The following is a 15,979-nucleotide window of genomic DNA, read 5'->3' as shown; positions in this document are numbered from 1 at the left end:
CGCCCAGGTCAGAAGGGTTGTGGATAACCGGGTTCGCGCCGACATGCGTCTCTACGATGTCTCTGACGAAGGGGACATTTCATGGGGAACCGCCTCCAGATCGACACCACCGCACTGCGAGACCTGGGGACGAACCTGCGCACGATCGCGGAGGAGTTCACCTACGCCGACGAGCGCAGCGAGGAGCTCGCGCGAGCGATCTGTCACGACGACCTGGCGTCGGCGGTACGCGAGTTCGCCGACAACTGGGATGACCGCCGTGTCGAGATCGTCGAGGAGATCGCCAGCCTTGCCGACGCGTCCACGGGAGTCGGTGAGGAGTTCGAAGCGCTCGACGCCGACTTCGCCTCAGCACTGCGCGGTGAGACCGCATGACAATCCTCGTCGAACTGCTCGCGACGACGCCGATCGTCCCGCCGGTTCCCGAGCCTGAATCTCCGGGCTTCTGGTCGCCCCCGTGGTACACCTCGGCGTTCCTCATCGTCACGCTCCTCGGAATCCTCGGCTTTGCGACCGTCGTCATCTCACCAGGACGCTGGTTCCAGAACGGGATCTCCCCTCTCCCAGGCCTTCTCGTCTCGCTCACCGCGATCTTCGTCGGCGGGATCGGCATGGCGGTTGGAAACGACTATTCCCAAGACGTCAACGATGACGAATGGGACGCCTACTTCGCGGCCCGCCTCGACCGTTACGACGCTGTGACCAGCGCACTCAACGAGGCCTATGACGTCACGATCGTCCGGACGGCGCCCGACATCGACGACCTCACCACCATCCCCACCGCAGGCGGCCTCGATGGGAGTGCCCTGATCGAGCACGATGACGGCGACGTCGAAGTCTGCCTCCTCAGCCATACCCCGGCGACATACGTTCTCACCTGCCCGCAGCCCGAGGAGAGCATCGAATGAGCCGCCCGTTCACGTGGCACCCGCTGGCCACGAGCGATCCGCTCCCTGGCGACCCGACCGTCGTGAGCGCGGGGTCCGAGCGTCTTCGCTCGGTGAATCGGTCGATCCGGTTCGTTGCCGACGAGACGGAGCGATACTCGCGCCTAGACGAGTCGTCGTCTGAGGCCGTAGAAGCGCTCACCGACCGGGTGTACGACGTCGGGCGCAACGTTGACAAGGCTGCGGCCCGCTATGAGTCGGCCGCTCGGGCACTCTCGGAGTACGCCGAGGCGTTGACGAGCGCGCAGGCGGCTGCTGACGCGGCTCTCGAGCAGGCGCAGTCGGCACAGTTTCGCGCCGACGACGCAGCAGAAGACCTGCGGGTTCTTGAGTCCGTTCAGGCTAACGCCGACCCGTCAGAGCCGCCCGACCCGTCGATCACCTGGCGCATCCAGGACGCCGCCTCGATCCGGAGCTCGGCGCAGACGACGATCGACCAGGCGGCGCAGGACCTCGCGCTCGCCGTTCGTCGCCACGACGAGGCTGCCGAGACCGCCGCCACAGCGATCCGGGCGTCCTTCGACGACGAGCTGACGGACGGGTGGTGGGAGGAGTGGGGAAAGGACGCCATGGAGTGGACGTCGAAGGTCGCGGGGTGGATCGCCACGACGGCCGGAGTCCTCGCTCTGGTCCTCGCGTGGGTCCCGGGCCTCGGCGCAGCCCTGGGCGCGATCGCGATCGTCGCGGGTGTGGTGGCACTCGTCGCCGATTCGTTCCTGCTGCGGCACGGAGAAAAGACGCTCGGAGAGTGGGCGATCTCTGCCCTCGGAGTCGCGACGTTCGGCGTCGGTCGGGTCGCGATTGCTGGACTCCGGTTCGCGACGCACGGTGGCGCTGCGGTCGCTCGTGTCGGGATGCGAGGCGTTGGGCTGGCCTCGAAGTCGCCGCGGAGCAGCCTCGACCTCGCAGCGATGACGGACAGCGCGAAGCTCCTGGGCGGGACGCACAGTCAGGCACGGAGCGTGATGAGGGAGGTCGGCGAACCGGGCGCGTTCGGGCGTGCGGTGCGTCACTCGCTCAACCCGTTCGCGACGACCAAGGAGCTCTGGGGCGACCTCAAGGGGGTCGGGCAGGTCACGGAGTTCGCCAGGCACCCGGTCGCCAACACGCGCGAGGCGTTCTCTGGCTCGGCCCGGGACAACCTTCTGACGTTCGTGGGCCTCGGGGACGACGCCTACGACGTGAGGTCCCTCGTCAGCACGGGGCGCGACGGGCGCGCGGCGTCGCTCGCCGCGAGCGCGCCGGCAGCTCGCGCTGGCGATGCGGCAGAGTCGCTGGCTCTCTTGGCGAGCAATGCGACTCGGGTCGACTCGACGGCGAGTGTGGTCGCGGCGTCGCTCGGCGAGAAGCTCGTCGTCGACACCGCACTCCACGCCTACCTCACCGACGACATGGTCACGTCGTTCACGGAACGGTCGACCGGCCCGGCACCCACGCCGGCAGAGAGGTTGGGGTTGTAATGGCCCAGAACACGGCAATACCTGACACCATCCTCGCGGGTGTCGAGTGGGACCCGATCGAGAACTGGTATGTGTGGCCGGCCGCGGAGCCGTCGACGGTCGCCGAGGCACTGCGTGCGGCCGCGCGGACCGACAGAGCGGGCGAGGCGCTGGTACGCGCCGTCGTCGACGTCGACCACCAGCTGTCGTTGATCCCGCACACCGTCGCCGGCGCCGTCTGGGTTCCGGACCCTACGACCGGCTCGGTGGGGATCTACGGACACCTCTCGATCCTGCCGGTTGATGGCCGACACCCACGAGCGCCGAAGCAGTACCGCCGGGGGCTGATGAAGCGCCCGAAGGTCGGCCCGGACGGCATGCGGGTGACGAGCCGCCGAGCTTCCGTGTTCCCGCAAGGCGATGAGTACACGTACGTCCATCTTCTGGAGGCGCAGGTCGAGCCAGAACGGAACACGGTGTGGTCGACGATCACGAGCGCGTTGTTCATGGAGAACACCGTGGGCGTGATCGAGATTAGTACGCGGACGCCGCATACGGTCCTCGCCGATCAGTACCCGTTCATCCACTCCGAGTTGAACAACTCGTTGATCCCCGTCGTTGGCCACCCGGCGTGAGTGCGATGACGGAGAAGGTCGAGGAGGAGGGGAACGAGGAGGAGGAGTCCGTTTGGGTGTCGTCGAGCGCTCCCGGTGACCTCCGGGTGCCGTTGCCTGCGGCCTGGTGGGTCGTCCCGCTGACGGACTCGGCGGCGTGCTCACGGTCGGTCCGGGCCCTGGTCGAACGACAGGTGGGGCGGGCGGACGTGGAGGTCTCGCTGCGCCACGAGCTGCGCCGAGAGCTCTCGGCCACGTTGGATGCCGCGCACCGCGAGGGCGGCCGTCTCTTCGCGACGTCGCTGATGGACGTGGCCGGCAGACCGGTCTCGGCGACGGTCACGACGTTTCGCCTCGGTCAGGAGCAGACTCTGAACAGTGAGCGTCGTCGAGTGCGCATTCTCGGAGGCGAGGCGAGCGAGGCGATCGGTCCGCACGGCACGGTGCTGCGGCAGGTTCGAGAGAGCAACGGACCGGACGTCTGGGGATGCACGGACCTGCGCCAGCTCGTCGTCGACTACTGGTTCGATCCCGACGACGGAGAGGGGCTCTTCCGCGCGACGTTCACCACCCCGCACCTCCCACTGAGGGATGCGATGACCGAACTGTTCGACACGATCGTCGCCGGGATCGGGTGACGCGACGGGACGAACACCCGCATCGCGGGCAGCCGGACAGGGCGCCAGGCGCCACGATTTCGCTGTGACCCCGACCACACTTAGAGTGGCGCAATCGATACAGTCGACCGCCACGACGCCGTGGCGGTCAGGGAAGGACACCGATGTCAAACCCGACCAACGCGACCGTCTCCGTCGCGGCCATCCTCGCCGAGTCCGCCACCCGGCACAGCGACCAGACCGCCCTGATCATGGGCGACCAGCGGATCACCTACGCGGATCTCTGGGACCAGACCCGTTCCTACGCCGGCGCGCTGCGCGCCCGCGGTGTCGGACCGGGGTCGAAGGTCGCGGTTCTTCTCCCCAACGTCCCCGACTTCGCACGCTGCTACTACGCGGTGCTCGCACTCGGCGCGACCGTCGTCCCCGTCCACGCCCTGCTCAAGGGCGGCGAGATCCGCTACGTCCTCGAGGACTCGGGCGCCACGCTGCTCCTCGCCGGTGCACCGCTGCTCGAGGAGGCCGGCAAGGGTGCGCAGGCCGCGCAGGTCCCGGTCCTCAGCCTGCTCGTACCCGACGAGATGGTCGACCAGGTGCCGGTCCCCCGCCTGGAGGACGAGGCGTCGTCGGCCACCCCGATCGACACGTACGTGCCCCAGGCGCCGGACGACGTCGCGACGATCCTCTACACGTCCGGCACCACGGGCGAGCCGAAGGGCGCGATGGGTTGCCACCTCGCGCTCGTCGAGCAGGTCAACACGCTGCTCTTCGACGCGATCCCGATGAAGTCGAGCGACGTGATCCTCGGGTGTCTGCCGTTCTTCCACACGTTCGGCCAGACGTGCGCGCTCAACGCGGCGTTCCGCGCGGGCGCCTCGGTGGTGCTGCTCCCGCGGTTCGACGCCGACAACGCGCTGAGCCTCATGAACGCCCACGGGGTGACGATCCTGATGGGCGTGCCGACGATGCACATCGCCATCACGCAGGCGGCGGCGAAGAACCCGGAGCGGCCACCGCTGCGGTTCGGCGTCTCGGGCGGCGCGGCTCTCCCCATCGCGGTGCTTGAGAAGTTCTCCGAGACGTTCGGTGCCGACATCCACGAGGGATACGGGCTGACGGAGACCAGCCCGGTGGCGACGTTCAACCACTTCGGCCAGCCGATCCGCCCCGGCACGGTGGGCCAGCCCATCTGGGGCGTCGACGTCGAGGTCGCCGACCCGCTGGTCCGCGACAGCATCGAGCTGCTCCCCCACGGCGAGCTCGGCGAGCTGGTCATCCGGGGGCACAACCTGTTCTCCGGCTACCTCAACCGCCCCGACGCGACCGCGGAGGCCGTCGTCGACGGCTGGTTCCGCTCGGGCGACCTGGGCACCAAGGAGGCCGACGGCTTCATCACGATCGTGGACCGCACCAAGGACATGATCATCCGCGGCGGCTACAACGTGTACCCGCGGGAGGTCGAGGAGGTGCTGATGCGGCACCCGGCGGTCAACATGGCGGCGGTGTTCGGTCTCGAGCACGAGACGCACGGGCAGGAGGTCGCGGCCGCCGTCGTGCTGGCCGACGGCGCGGACCCGGTCACGGGCGAGGAGATCGTGGCGTGGACCAAGGAGCAGATCGCCGGGTACAAGTACCCGCGCACGGTCCAGGTGCTCGACACCCTTCCGCTGGGACCGAGCGGCAAGATCCTCAAGCGTGAGCTGGTGCGCCGGCTGGAGGAGTCCGGGACACGCTGACCCGACCAGACACAGAGGGCCGCGGGACCGTCACGGTCTCGCGGCCCTCGGTGCGTCCGCCTCAGGCGAGACCGAAGAACTCCACGATCGCTGCGGGGGCGTCCCAGTCACTCGTGGAGCCGAGCGCGCGGATGGCGCGGGCGTTCGGGTTCGGGACCGTGTGGCCGCCGCCGTCGACGGTGTCGAGGACGACGGGCGCATCCCCGGTCCAGGCCAGCTCGGTGACGTCGTCGGACACCGCGGTCTCCGTCGGCCCCGTCGCGCCGTTGAGCCCGGCCCAGTACGCGGCGCCGTCGACGGCGGACATCGCCTCGCCCGCGTCTCCGCCTCCGGCGCGGATGGTGCCGCCCTCGTAGGGGTTGACACCGTCGTCCGTGCCCGTGACGAACATGGCCGGGACGGGCTCGCTCGGTCCCGCGCAGTCCCAGTTGTCCTCGACCGGCGTCGTGGCGGCAACGGTGGCCGTTCCGGCGACGGCATCAGGTGCCTCCGCCGCCATCCGCATCGCCATGTGCCCACCGTTGGAGTACCCGCCGACGTAGACCTGGTCCGTGTCGATGCCGTGGTCCGCGGCCATCTGGTCGATCAGAGCGAGGGTGAACGCGACGTCGTCGACGTCCTCCGTCTGGGACGGGTAGTCGCCCTCGGCGCGGCAGTCGTTGAAGGTGTTCTCGTAGCCCTCGGGGTAGGCGACCGCGAACCCGTCCTCGACGGCAAGCTCGTCGAAGCGGTATCCCGTGGACTCGCGGGCACCGGCGGCGTCCTCGCCGCTTCCGGAGTACCAGATCAGGAGCGGTGCACCGTCCGGGAGGTCCTCGGGCGTGACGGCGAGGTAGTCACGATCGGTGCCGTCCACGGCCACGCTGCCCGGGCCGACGTCCGCGGCGAGGTCGGGCTCGTCGACCGACGGCGTCCACAGGAACCAGAACGCCGCGCCCGCTACGAGGACGATCAGCACGGCCAGCACCCCGAGGATCCAGGTCCAGATCCGTCGTGCTCGGCTGCGAGGCCTGGTCGACGCGTCCGCTTCGTTGCTCATCTCGTCTCCTTCTCGCGAGCGAGGGACAGTTCCCGTCGCCATCAAAAACAGAATAGTGCTCGGTAATCGACCGCGAACCGGACCTTCCGGGCCTTCGACGCCGTGTGAGAAATCCCCGTGACCTAATCGTTGCGATTCGGTATCAGATACTTCCCTTCCCGATGCGACAGCGTCTCGCTACTGTCAGCCACGGCTTCGCTCCAGCTCTGCGCCTCACCCGTCCGGGTGAGATCGAGAACCGCCACGTGCAACGGTGCACGTCGCGAGAGAGGACATCATGTCCACGCACCTCCTGCGGGAACCCCGCACGCCCTGGGCCGTCAGCGCCGTCGCGCTCGCCCTCCTGACCCTGATCGTCCTCGGACTCGTCGCCTACCTGTTGGTCTTCAACGGCAAGGTGTCCGACGGCGCCACCCGGCTTGAAGACGGCGCCGCCCAGGTCAGTACCGGGTCCGGCACCCTGGCCGACGGCGCCGGAACCGCCGGGGACGGCGCGTCCGACCTGTCGGCCGGCGCCGAGCAGGTCTCCGCCGGGGCGCACGAACTCGCCGCCGGCACCACGACGCTCAGCACCGGGACCGCACGCCTCGCCGACGGCGCACAGACCGCAGCAGACGGCTCGGTCGACCTGCGAGACGGCGCGCTCAAGCTCCTCGACGGGACGGCCACCGCCCGCACGGGCGCGGGCGACCTGGCGACGGGGGCGCAGGACGCAGCGGCGGGCGCCGGACGCCTGAGCGCCGGGAGCGTCACGGCGAGCGAGGGCGCCGCAGCCCTCGCCGACGGCGCGGGCGACCTGCGTGACGGCGCAGCCTCGGCCGCGGGCGGTGCGCTCAGCCTGGCCGACGGGACGTCCCAGGTCCGGACCGGCGGAGAGTCCCTCGCCGACGGGGCCTCCGACCTCGCGGACGGCGCCGCGGACCTCGACGACGGAGCTGTCACCCTGGCCACCGGGCTGACCTCGCTGAGCACGGGAGCCGGGGACCTCCTCACGGGCGCGACCGGGCTCAAGGACGGGGCGACGCTCCTCGCCGACGGCGCTGCACAGGCTCGGGACGGCGCAGCACAGCTCTCCGACGGCGCGGCCGACCTCTCGACAGGGGTACAGCAGGTCGCCGACGGAGCCGCCGACCTCGCGGCCGGTGCGCAGAAGGCCCTCGACGAGGGTGCAGCACCGCTCGCCGCGGGAGCCGCGGAGGTCGCCGCGGGCGCCGACACCGCGGCCACCGGCGCGCAGAACCTCGCAGCCGGGACCGCGCAGCTCTCGGCGGGTCTGAACGACCCCTCGGCCGGTGCAGCACGCGGGGCGGCCACCGTCTCCGGAGGCGTGGCACAGCTCGCGACAGCCCTGGCCAACCTCGAGGCCGCCCTCGGCACCAGCGGCGAGATCGACCCCGCCACGCTCGCGGCCGTCCGGGCCGGCATCGCCGAGGCGCGCACCAGCTCCGACACCCTCGCAGCAGGAGCCGCCACCCTCAACGGAGGCATCCAGAACCTGGCCTCAGGTGCGAAGTCCGCGAACGACGGCGCCCAGGCGCTCGCGACCGGCACCGCCGATCTCCGGGACGGGACCGCGAAGGTCGCCGCGGGTGCCGAGCAGCTGCGTGTGGGCCTCGCCGGCGACGCGGGCAAGAACGTCGCGGGGCTCGTCCCAGGGGCCAAGCAGCTCTCTGCAGGCGCCGCTGCGGCGTCGACCGGCGCGCGCGATCTCGCGACCGGTGCCGAGAACCTCGCGGACGGGACCTCGAACGTCGCCGACGGCGCGGTGGGTGTCCGGGGCGGATCGGCCCAGCTCGCGGACGGCGCGGGCAAGGTCGCGAACGGCGCGACCTCCGCGGCCGAGGGCGGTGTGACGCTCGCCGACGGGACGACGGCCATCGCCGAGGGCGCGAGTGCTGTGGCCGGCGGGGCCGGTGACCTTGCGGACGGTCTCGTCACGCTGGACGACGGCGCGGTGCTCCTCTCGGACGGCGTGCTCCAGGTCGCCGGTGGGTCGGTGACGCTCGCAGACAAGTCCGGCGAGCTCGCGGCAGGCGTGCAGCAGGTATCGACCGGCGCCGGCGACCTGGCCGACGGCAACTCACGCCTGGCCGACGGCGCCCAGCGCCTGAGCACGGGCACGGTGGAGCTCAACGACGGCGCGGACGCCCTGGCGGTCGGCGCCGGCGACCTCCGCGACGGTCTGGCCGCGCTGCTCGAGGGCAGCACGGACCTCGACGAGGGAGCCGGTGATCTCGAGGAGGGCGCGACGACGCTCGCCGCGGGGACGGACGACCTCTCCACGGGGGCGTCCGAGCTGGCCGACGGTGGTGGCCAGATCGCGACGGGTGCCTCGGACCTGAACGACGGCGTCGTCCAGGTCGCGGCCGGCACCACCGACCTGCGGACGCAGGTCGACGAGGCTCCGGTCGTCCCCGTCGCCTGGAGCGCGATCCTGATCGCCCTCCTCGCCGCCGCAGCAGGTGCGGTGGCCATCGGACTGGGGGTCCGGAGCCGCTACACGGCCTGACCCTCTCGGGGCGTGTCATCGGCGACCACGCTCCCGCACCCGATCGGGGGCAGCCCACACCCCGGGCCGCCCCCGATCTTGCTGTCCGGCCGCCGCCGCCCTGTCCACAGGACGGTGAGGCCGTCGCCGTCCACAGTCCGTTCCCGTTCTCGCGTGCAATGTCGGCGGAGACCGCGAGAGTGGTCCCATGACACCGACCTCAGCCCGCTGCTTCGGCGACGGCGACGACCTGTACGCCGCGTACCACGACGACGAGTGGGGTGTCCCCGTGCACGGAGACACCGCGCTGCTCGAGCGGTTCGCGCTCGAGGGCTTCCAGTCGGGGCTCTCGTGGCTCACCGTCCTGCGCAAGAGGCCGGCGTTCCGCGAGGTCTTCGACGGGTTCGACCCCGAGGCGGTCTCGCGGTTCACCGACGACGACGTCGCGCGCCTTCTCGGCGACGCCCGGATCATCCGGAACCGGGCCAAGATCGAGGCGACGATCGCCAACGCGCGCGCCGTCGTCGCGCTGCACGAGGCGGACGAGTCACTCGACGAGCTGGTCTGGTCCTTCGCCCCCGAGGCCCGCGCCGAGTCGGACCGGCCACGAACCTGGCACGAGGTCCCCGCGACGTCCGAGGCCTCGAAGGCGCTCGCCAAGGAGCTGAAGCGACGGGGCTTCCGGTTCGTCGGGCCGACCACCGCCTACGCGGCGATGCAGGCGTGCGGCCTCGTCGACGACCATCTCGCGGCCTGCCCCGTCGTCCTCGCGAGGTGCTGACCAGCACGACCGCCGCGCTGGCGTCCAGCAGGTGAGACGAGGTGCGACGATAGAGGCATGTCCGCCTACGTCAGCGCTCTCGACCTCTTCTCGATCGGCATCGGGCCGTCGAGCTCGCACACCGTCGGCCCCATGCGTGCCGCCGCGCACTTCGCCGGAGAGCTCCAGCGGAGCGCCCGCGACGGGCGCGGTCCCGCCGGCGGCGGGACCGGCGCCCCGACGCACCTCTCCGTGGTGCTGTGCGGGTCGCTCGGCGCCACCGGTATCGGCCACGGCACCCCCGACGCCGTCGTCGCGGGCCTGCGAGGTCAGATCGCCGAGACCTGCGACCCCGACGCGATCCCCGACGGGTGGGAGAAGCTCGGCGACGGCAGCCCGGTCGTGATCGGTCGGGGGCTCGACGCAGACGCCGCGGGCGAGGACGAAGGCGAGGATCTCGACGAGGAACCGCTCGTCATCACCGTCGCGACCGCCGACGTCCGGCTCGCGCCGCTGACGCGCCTGCCCGGGCACCCCAACGGCATGCGGTTCACGGCCACCGACGACGCGGGCGACGTCGTCGTCGAGCGGGTCTACTACTCGATCGGCGGCGGGTTCGTGCTCAGCGAGGAGGAGCTCGCCCAAGCAGAGGAGGCCGAGAAACGGCAGCGTGCCGCCGAGGCCGTCGAGCCTGCGCCGGTCGAGCCTGCGCCGGTCGAGTCCGTCGAGACCGTCTCGACAGGCTCGACGAACAAAACGACCGTCTCGGCAGGCTCGACGAACAAAACGACCGTCCCCACGCCGGTCGAGCCGGTCGAGCCTGTCCCCTACCCCGTCCTCAACGCCGCCCAGCTGCTCGCCGCCGCCGACCGGACCGGCCTCTCGATCGCCGAGGTCGCCTGGGCCAACGAGACGGCGCTCCGCCCCGAGGCCGAGGTGACCGCGGCCCTGGACGACATCTGGCAGACGATGTCGGACTGCGTCGACCACGGTCTCGAGCGGCACGGGACGCTGCCCGGCCGGATGAAGGTCCGCCGTCGTGCGCGGTCTCAGCGCGAGAAGCTCGAGGTGATGGACGCCGCGGGCGCCGAGACCACGATCGAGTGGCTGCAGGCCTATGCGATGGCGGTCAACGAGGAGAACGCCTCGGGCCAGCGCGTCGTCACGGCGCCGACCAACGGTGCCGCCGGCATCATCCCGGCCGTGGGGCGGCACTACCTGCGCACCCACCCCGAGCTCCAGGGCGACGACGAAGCCACGGCCGCGGAGCGCCGTCGGACGATGCGGACGTACCTGCTGACCGCTGCCGCGATCGGCGCGCTCTACAAGCGCAACGCCTCGATCTCCGGCGCCGAGGCGGGCTGCCAGGGCGAGGTGGGCTCAGCCTGCTCGATGGCGGCCGGCGCGATCTGCGCCCTGCTCGGCGGCACGCCCGCGCAGGTGGAGAACGCCGCGGAGATCGCGATGGAGCACAACCTGGGGCTGACGTGCGACCCGGTCGGCGGGCTCGTGCAGGTACCGTGCATCGAGCGCAACGCGATCGCGGCGTGCACGGCGGTCTCGGCGGCGCGGATGGCGCTGCAGGGGGACGGGTCGCACGTGGTCTCGCTCGACACGGTCATCGAGACGATGCGCCAGACCGGGCTCGACATGTCGAGCAAGTACAAGGAGACGTCCGAGGGCGGTCTCGCGGTCAACGTCATCGAGTGCTGATGAACGACTCTGCCCGCGCCCGGCTCCTGGAGCTGCGCGCGACGACGCTGCTCCGGGGCGAGCGCCTGCGCGGCGACGTCCACGGCATGGTGGAGGCGTCGCGGACCTCGAACGCCGACGACGAGCACGACCCTGAGGGTTCGACGATCGCGTTCGAGCGGGCGCAGACCGCAGCGCTAGCCTCGCAGGCGGACACGGATCTCGCCGAGATCGACGCGGCGATCGCGCGGCTCGACGCCGGCACCTACGGCGTCTGCGAGGTGTGCGGGCGGGAGATCGCGCCCGCACGCCTCGAGGCCCGTCCCACGGCGCGCCGCTGCATCGACTGCGCCTGAGGCTCAGTCCGGTGGCGCCGGACGGAGGTAGGCGGCCAGCTTCACGGCGAGTCCTCGCCCGTCCGGGGCGGAGACGACCTCGGCATGGGTCTGACGCAGGGCCGTCGGGGTGCCGTGCGCCAGGAGCTGCTGCCCGGGGGTGAGCTCGCGGATCGCGATCCCTGCGATGTGATCCGGGTACAGCCGGGCCGCGCGGGCGTAGATCTCGGGGTCGTGCTGCCCGTCGTCGCCGATCAGGAGCCAGCGGACGTCGGGGAACTCCTGCACCAGGCGGTCGAGCTCGGCGTTCTTGTGCTCGGGGCCGCTGCGGAACCAGCCCGTGTTGGTCGGGCCCCAGTCCGTGAGGAGCAGCGGTCCGGCCGGGAAGCCGTGCGTCTGGAGGAACCGACGCAGCGTGGCCGCGGTGTTCCACGCGCCGGTCGAGAGGTAGACGAACGGGGCGTCGGGGTGGGCGGCCTGGATCCCGCGGTAGAGGTCGGCCATGCCGGGCACGGTGTGCCGGGCGCTCGGGTGCCGGGCGAACGTGTTCCAGGCCGCCACGAGGGGTCGCGGCAGTGCGGTGACGAGCACGGTGTCGTCGATGTCGCTGACGACGCCGAGCCGGTCGCCGGGGGCCACGACGACGACGTCGCCCGTGACGCACTCCCCGGTCGCCACCCGGTAGGTGACCTCGTGCCGACCGGGCTCGAGCTGGGCGTCGACGGTGGCGTGCAGGTAGCCGCCACGGTCGGCGTGCAGGGCGACGGACCGTCCGGCGATCTGCACGTCGACGCGCTCCCCCGGCGCCGGGGCGGAGAAGAAGCTGCGGTACCCGCGGCGCTCGCCCGCGGGCCTGCCGGCCTCGCGGCGCGGCCGGGTGAGCAGCACCCGGGCCATGACGCGGACCGAGCCCGGCTGCGACGTCGTGCCCGCCGAGCCGTACCCGGTGTACGGCAGGACGGCCGGCCGCCAGTCCCGTGAGCGGAGCAGGCGCGACAGCACGCGGTGATAGCGGTCCTCGAGCCGGGCGGCGAGGTGCGGGCGGCGGGACGTCGACGGCGAGTGGTCCGCGGGGTGGGTGGCGTCAGGTCGGTGGCTGGGCACGGGGCCACGGTGCCACACGACGGTGACGTTCGCCGTCGTGCGGACGGTCAGCCCTCGACGAGGCGCCGGAGGGCGTGCAGGCGTGCCTTCCAGAACTCCTTCAGGGCGGGCACGTCGTCCGGGTCCTCGATGCGCGTGTGCTGGACGGCGGCCCGCACCTTGCCGCTCGGAGTCCCGTCGGCGCGGTCCGGGGCGTCGCTCAGCCCGAGGATCACGCGGCCCCGTCCGTCTCCGCCGCCGACGGCGGTCGTCGGCCATCGCCAGCGCACGGAGCTGGGTGCCGTCGCCCCCACCACCTCGATCTCGACGGGGTCGTCACCCCGGGCGATCTTCCCGAGGGCGGCGTCGAGCCAGAGGGCGCGCGCGACGTCGTCGGACGCGAACGCGAAGACCTCCGCGCGGCTCGCGGCGATGGTCCGCGAGGCGTTCACCTCGTACGTGCCGTCCGCGCGCTGCCCGGGGCGACGCAGACCGCGCGCCTGCTCGTAGGCGACCGTGACCGACTGTGCCCACCACCCGTCGACGTCGTGCGACTCGACGAGGAGCGCCGCGATGGCCGGGTGCTGCATCTCCCGCGCACCGGCGGCGTCGAGGATCTCGAACCACTGCGCGCGACGGCGACCCGTGGCGGCCAGGACGGCGTCGTCGCCGGTGGTCTGCTCGATCGGACGTGCGTTCATCCCGTCAGGCTACGAGCCTCCGGCCCACCGCACCCGAGATGGCGGAAGGGCGGGGCGGGCCGGAGATCCGGCCTGCCCCGCCCTCGGGTGGGATCAGGCCTCGAAGACCGTGCGACCGTCCTTGATGGTGCGCACGACCGCGATGTCCTTGATCGCGTCCGCGTCCGCCTCGATCGGGTTGGCGTCGAGGACGGCGAAGTCGGCCTTCTTGCCGATCTCGATCGACCCGCGCACGGCCTCCTCGCGGTATTCGTACGCGGCATTGATCGTCAGCGCCTGCAGCGCCTCGAGCGGCGTGATGCGCTGCGCCTCGCCGATGACGGTCCCGCCCGTGGAGCGGCGCACGACGGCGGTCCACATCAGCTGGAGCGGGTTCATCGGGGTGACCGGGAAGTCCGAGTGGTTGGTCGGGTGCAGACCCTTGTCGATCGCCGACCGCATCGGGGAGATCCCGAAGGCCCGCTCCTCGCCGAAGTTCTTCACGTGCGTGTCGCCGAAGATCCAGGTGTGGATGGTGAACATCGACGGCTCGAAGTCCTCGGCGACGTAGTCGTCGAGCTGGTCGAGACGCATCACCTGCGAGTGGATCGGCACGGTGCGGCCCGGGGCCTCGGCCCCCGCCTCCACCGCCGCGCGGTGGGCCGTGAGGAGCTGGTCGACCGAGGCGTCGCCGTTGCAGTGCGCGAAGACCTGGACGCCGTTGCGGTACGCGAGCTCGACGAGGGAGTTGGTCTCGTCCTGGTCGATGACGGCGATGCCGTGCCAGTGGGTCTCTCCGCTGGGGCCGCCGGTGACGTACTCCTCGGTGACGTTCGCCGTCCGGCCCTGCGGCGAGCCGTCGAGGATCAGCTTGGTGCCGTGGACCGAGTGCCCGCCGACCTCCGTGCCGATGATCTTCGCGTCGATCGCCTTCTGCAGGTCCGGGAAGAACACGAGGGACTTCACGTCGATCGGCAGCGGGTTGGCTGTCGCGCTCTCGCGGACCAGGTTCACGGCGCTCATGTCCGCGGCACCGTCCTGCGCGACCGTGTAGCCCCAGCGGGCGTACTCGGCGGCCATGGCCCGGAGCTCCTCCTCGCCGGCCGGCGGGAGCTGGAACATCAGCGGGAAGAACGCCTGCTCCCAGATCTCGCCCGACGGGTCCTGCGAGCCCTCGGTGCGGATGATCGTGCCGCCGTCGGGGTCGGGCGTCTCGGCGGTGTACTCGAGGAGCTCGAGGACCTTGCCGTTGACGACCGCGCCGTGGTTCGAGATATGGATGAGCGCGACCCGGTAGTCGGAGAACTCCTCGTCGATGATGGCCGCGGTGATCTTGCCGCCGTCGTCCATCTCGTCCGGGTAGTAGCCCCACCCGAGGATCCAGTCGCCCGGCTGAGCGTTGTTGCGGTCACGTGCCTCGCCGAGCTTGCGCAGGATGTCCTGCACCGTGCGGGTGTCGCCGACGGGCGGCGTGTGCAGGGCGGCGTGCTTGATGTAGGGGGCACCGGCCGTGATGTGGCTGTGCGGGTCGATGAAGCCTGGGACGACGGTCTTGCCGGCGAGGTCCAGGACCTCGGTGCTCTCGTCGGCCAACGCGCGGATCTCGTCGGTGGTCCCGACGGCGACGATCTTCCCGTCGGCGACGGCGACGGCCTCGGCCGTGCTCCCGGCGTCGTCGACCGTGACCACGGATGCGTTGATGAGAATGAGTTCTGGTGCGCCCATGCTGTGCCTCACAAGGTTAGGAGTAGTCGAAGCGGCCATCGCCCCGTGAGGGAGATCACCGACCACCTTCGAGGCTAGATCCGGACGGTCGTGCGCGCCTGGCGAACGACCGACTCCGACAATGCTCCTACGCTCCCAACACAATTCCTCTGCTTTACTCGCATATGGTCAAGCAGAACGCTCCTGGCCGCTCATCGCACCGATCGACGTCATGACCTCGTCCGTGAGCTCTCTCCGCGCCTGCGCCGGACGGGTGCCGACCGGCAGCTGCTTGGTCGGGCCGATGGGCTTGCCGAACGAGACCTGAACCCGATGGATCCGTGGCAGTCGCTTGCCCGGGGGCTGCACCTTGTCCGTCCCCGTGACGGCGACCGGGATGATCGGGGCGTGGCCCGCCAGGGCCAACCACGCGACGCCGGTGTGCCCCTTGTGGAGCTTGCCGTCGCGCGAGCGTGTTCCCTCGGGGTAGATCCCGAAGGCGCCACCACGGTTGAGGACGTCGAGCGCGTCCTGCAGGGACCGCTGCCCCGCCCGCGGGTCGTCGCGCTGGACCGGGATGTGCCCGAGCGTGGTGAAGAACCAGCGGGAGATCCGCCCCTTGACCCCCGTACCCTCGAAGTACTCCGCCTTGGCGAGGAACGTGACGTGCCGCGGCGCGACGATCGGGATGATCAGCGAGTCGATGAACGACAGGTGGTTGCTGGCGAGGATGACGGGCCCGCTGCGCGGGATGTTGCCGCGCCCGGTGACCTCTGGACGGAGAAACACGTACGCAAGCAGCGACAGGATCAGCTTGAGGACGCGATAGGTCATTCAACTATTGT

Annotated in this window: 15 protein-coding genes; 10 read left to right on the top strand and 5 right to left on the bottom strand. The window is 71.1% G+C overall.

Going from position 1 to position 15,979, the window contains the following annotated elements:
- Positions 1-81 precede the first annotated feature (81 nt).
- From BLU20_RS02655 to BLU20_RS02630, 6 genes are all read left to right on the top strand, one after another.
- The gene (locus tag BLU20_RS02655) at positions 82-375 is read left to right on the top strand and encodes a hypothetical protein (RefSeq protein ID WP_043110096.1); all 294 of its coding nucleotides are present in this window, start codon (positions 82-84) and stop codon (positions 373-375) included.
- The gene (locus tag BLU20_RS02650; RefSeq protein ID WP_083371486.1) at positions 372-908 is read left to right on the top strand and encodes a hypothetical protein; all 537 of its coding nucleotides are present in this window, start codon (positions 372-374) and stop codon (positions 906-908) included. Before BLU20_RS02655 ends, BLU20_RS02650 begins: the two co-directional genes overlap by 4 nt.
- A complete protein-coding gene (locus tag BLU20_RS02645; RefSeq protein ID WP_083371485.1) occupies positions 905-2,407 on the top strand; it encodes a putative T7SS-secreted protein in 1,503 nt (500 codons plus the stop codon). The genes BLU20_RS02650 and BLU20_RS02645 overlap by 4 nt, the downstream gene beginning before the upstream one ends.
- The gene (locus BLU20_RS02640) at positions 2,407-3,021 is read left to right on the top strand and encodes a hypothetical protein (protein WP_083371484.1); all 615 of its coding nucleotides are present in this window, start codon (positions 2,407-2,409) and stop codon (positions 3,019-3,021) included. Before BLU20_RS02645 ends, BLU20_RS02640 begins: the two co-directional genes overlap by 1 nt.
- On the top strand, positions 3,018-3,638 hold the full coding sequence (locus BLU20_RS02635; RefSeq protein ID WP_157270260.1) for a hypothetical protein: 621 nt from the start codon (positions 3,018-3,020) through the stop codon (positions 3,636-3,638). Before BLU20_RS02640 ends, BLU20_RS02635 begins: the two co-directional genes overlap by 4 nt.
- 143 nt (positions 3,639-3,781) lie before the next feature.
- The gene (locus BLU20_RS02630) at positions 3,782-5,353 is read left to right on the top strand and encodes a long-chain-fatty-acid--CoA ligase (RefSeq protein WP_083371482.1); all 1,572 of its coding nucleotides are present in this window, start codon (positions 3,782-3,784) and stop codon (positions 5,351-5,353) included.
- A 61-nt stretch (positions 5,354-5,414) separates the two neighbouring features.
- Here the strand turns inward: BLU20_RS02630 and BLU20_RS02625 are convergent, their stop codons facing one another.
- Positions 5,415-6,392, bottom strand: coding sequence for an alpha/beta hydrolase family esterase (locus BLU20_RS02625; protein ID WP_172828987.1), 978 nt, complete (start codon positions 6,390-6,392; stop codon positions 5,415-5,417).
- Between the two features lie 277 nt (positions 6,393-6,669).
- Between BLU20_RS02625 and BLU20_RS02620 the strand changes: the two genes are divergently transcribed.
- The 4 genes from BLU20_RS02620 to BLU20_RS02605 all read left to right on the top strand — a co-directional run bounded on the left by BLU20_RS02620 (position 6,670) and on the right by BLU20_RS02605 (position 11,688).
- Positions 6,670-8,901: a beta strand repeat-containing protein gene (locus BLU20_RS02620; protein WP_083371480.1), complete on the top strand. Its 2,232-nt coding sequence runs from the start codon at positions 6,670-6,672 to the stop codon at positions 8,899-8,901.
- Between the two features lie 187 nt (positions 8,902-9,088).
- A complete protein-coding gene (locus BLU20_RS02615; protein WP_083371479.1) occupies positions 9,089-9,661 on the top strand; it encodes a DNA-3-methyladenine glycosylase I in 573 nt (190 codons plus the stop codon).
- Between the two features lie 57 nt (positions 9,662-9,718).
- A complete protein-coding gene (locus BLU20_RS02610; RefSeq protein WP_083371478.1) occupies positions 9,719-11,353 on the top strand; it encodes an L-serine ammonia-lyase in 1,635 nt (544 codons plus the stop codon).
- On the top strand, positions 11,353-11,688 hold the full coding sequence (locus BLU20_RS02605) for a TraR/DksA family transcriptional regulator (protein WP_083372881.1): 336 nt from the start codon (positions 11,353-11,355) through the stop codon (positions 11,686-11,688). Before BLU20_RS02610 ends, BLU20_RS02605 begins: the two co-directional genes overlap by 1 nt.
- A 3-nt stretch (positions 11,689-11,691) precedes the next feature.
- Here the strand turns inward: BLU20_RS02605 and BLU20_RS02600 are convergent, their stop codons facing one another.
- The 4 genes from BLU20_RS02600 to BLU20_RS02590 form a co-directional block, all read right to left on the bottom strand.
- On the bottom strand, positions 11,692-12,771 hold the full coding sequence (locus BLU20_RS02600; protein ID WP_231959268.1) for an App1 family protein: 1,080 nt from the start codon (positions 12,769-12,771) through the stop codon (positions 11,692-11,694).
- A gap of 47 nt (positions 12,772-12,818) precedes the next feature.
- Positions 12,819-13,451, bottom strand: a complete 633-nt coding sequence (locus BLU20_RS14110) for a hypothetical protein (protein ID WP_231959267.1) — start codon at positions 13,449-13,451, stop codon at positions 12,819-12,821.
- A gap of 93 nt (positions 13,452-13,544) precedes the next feature.
- Positions 13,545-15,155: an amidohydrolase gene (locus BLU20_RS02595; RefSeq protein WP_172828986.1), complete on the bottom strand. Its 1,611-nt coding sequence runs from the start codon at positions 15,153-15,155 to the stop codon at positions 13,545-13,547.
- 168 nt (positions 15,156-15,323) lie between these two features.
- Positions 15,324-15,968 carry a lysophospholipid acyltransferase family protein gene (locus tag BLU20_RS02590; protein ID WP_029253999.1) on the bottom strand — a complete coding sequence of 215 codons (645 nt, stop codon included), beginning with the start codon at positions 15,966-15,968 and terminating at the stop codon, positions 15,324-15,326.
- Positions 15,969-15,979: the final 11 nt, after the last annotated feature.

It is taken from the genome of Paraoerskovia marina (genome assembly GCF_900105445.1).
Taxonomy (GTDB): Bacteria; Actinomycetota; Actinomycetes; order Actinomycetales; family Cellulomonadaceae; genus Paraoerskovia; species Paraoerskovia marina.
The sequence above is the reverse complement of the archived record's forward strand: the minus strand, read 5'-3'. Positions and strand labels throughout refer to the sequence as shown.

Bases quoted from the DNA above. Each gene is read 5' to 3' on its own strand.
- BLU20_RS02655 (WP_043110096.1), top strand. From the start codon at position 82: ATGGGGAACCGCCTCCAGATCGACACCACCGCACTGCGAGACCTGGGG.
- BLU20_RS02650 (WP_083371486.1), top strand. From the start codon at position 372: ATGACAATCCTCGTCGAACTGCTCGCGACGACGCCGATCGTCCCGCCG.
- BLU20_RS02645 (WP_083371485.1), top strand. From the start codon at position 905: ATGAGCCGCCCGTTCACGTGGCACCCGCTGGCCACGAGCGATCCGCTC.
- BLU20_RS02640 (WP_083371484.1), top strand. From the start codon at position 2,407: ATGGCCCAGAACACGGCAATACCTGACACCATCCTCGCGGGTGTCGAG.
- BLU20_RS02630 (WP_083371482.1), top strand. From the start codon at position 3,782: ATGTCAAACCCGACCAACGCGACCGTCTCCGTCGCGGCCATCCTCGCC.
- BLU20_RS02625 (WP_172828987.1), bottom strand. From the start codon at position 6,392: ATGAGCAACGAAGCGGACGCGTCGACCAGGCCTCGCAGCCGAGCACGA.
- BLU20_RS02620 (WP_083371480.1), top strand. From the start codon at position 6,670: ATGTCCACGCACCTCCTGCGGGAACCCCGCACGCCCTGGGCCGTCAGC.
- BLU20_RS02615 (WP_083371479.1), top strand. From the start codon at position 9,089: ATGACACCGACCTCAGCCCGCTGCTTCGGCGACGGCGACGACCTGTAC.
- BLU20_RS02610 (WP_083371478.1), top strand. From the start codon at position 9,719: ATGTCCGCCTACGTCAGCGCTCTCGACCTCTTCTCGATCGGCATCGGG.
- BLU20_RS02605 (WP_083372881.1), top strand. From the start codon at position 11,353: ATGAACGACTCTGCCCGCGCCCGGCTCCTGGAGCTGCGCGCGACGACG.
- BLU20_RS14110 (WP_231959267.1), bottom strand. From the start codon at position 13,451: ATGAACGCACGTCCGATCGAGCAGACCACCGGCGACGACGCCGTCCTG.
- BLU20_RS02595 (WP_172828986.1), bottom strand. From the start codon at position 15,155: ATGGGCGCACCAGAACTCATTCTCATCAACGCATCCGTGGTCACGGTC.
- BLU20_RS02590 (WP_029253999.1), bottom strand. From the start codon at position 15,968: ATGACCTATCGCGTCCTCAAGCTGATCCTGTCGCTGCTTGCGTACGTG.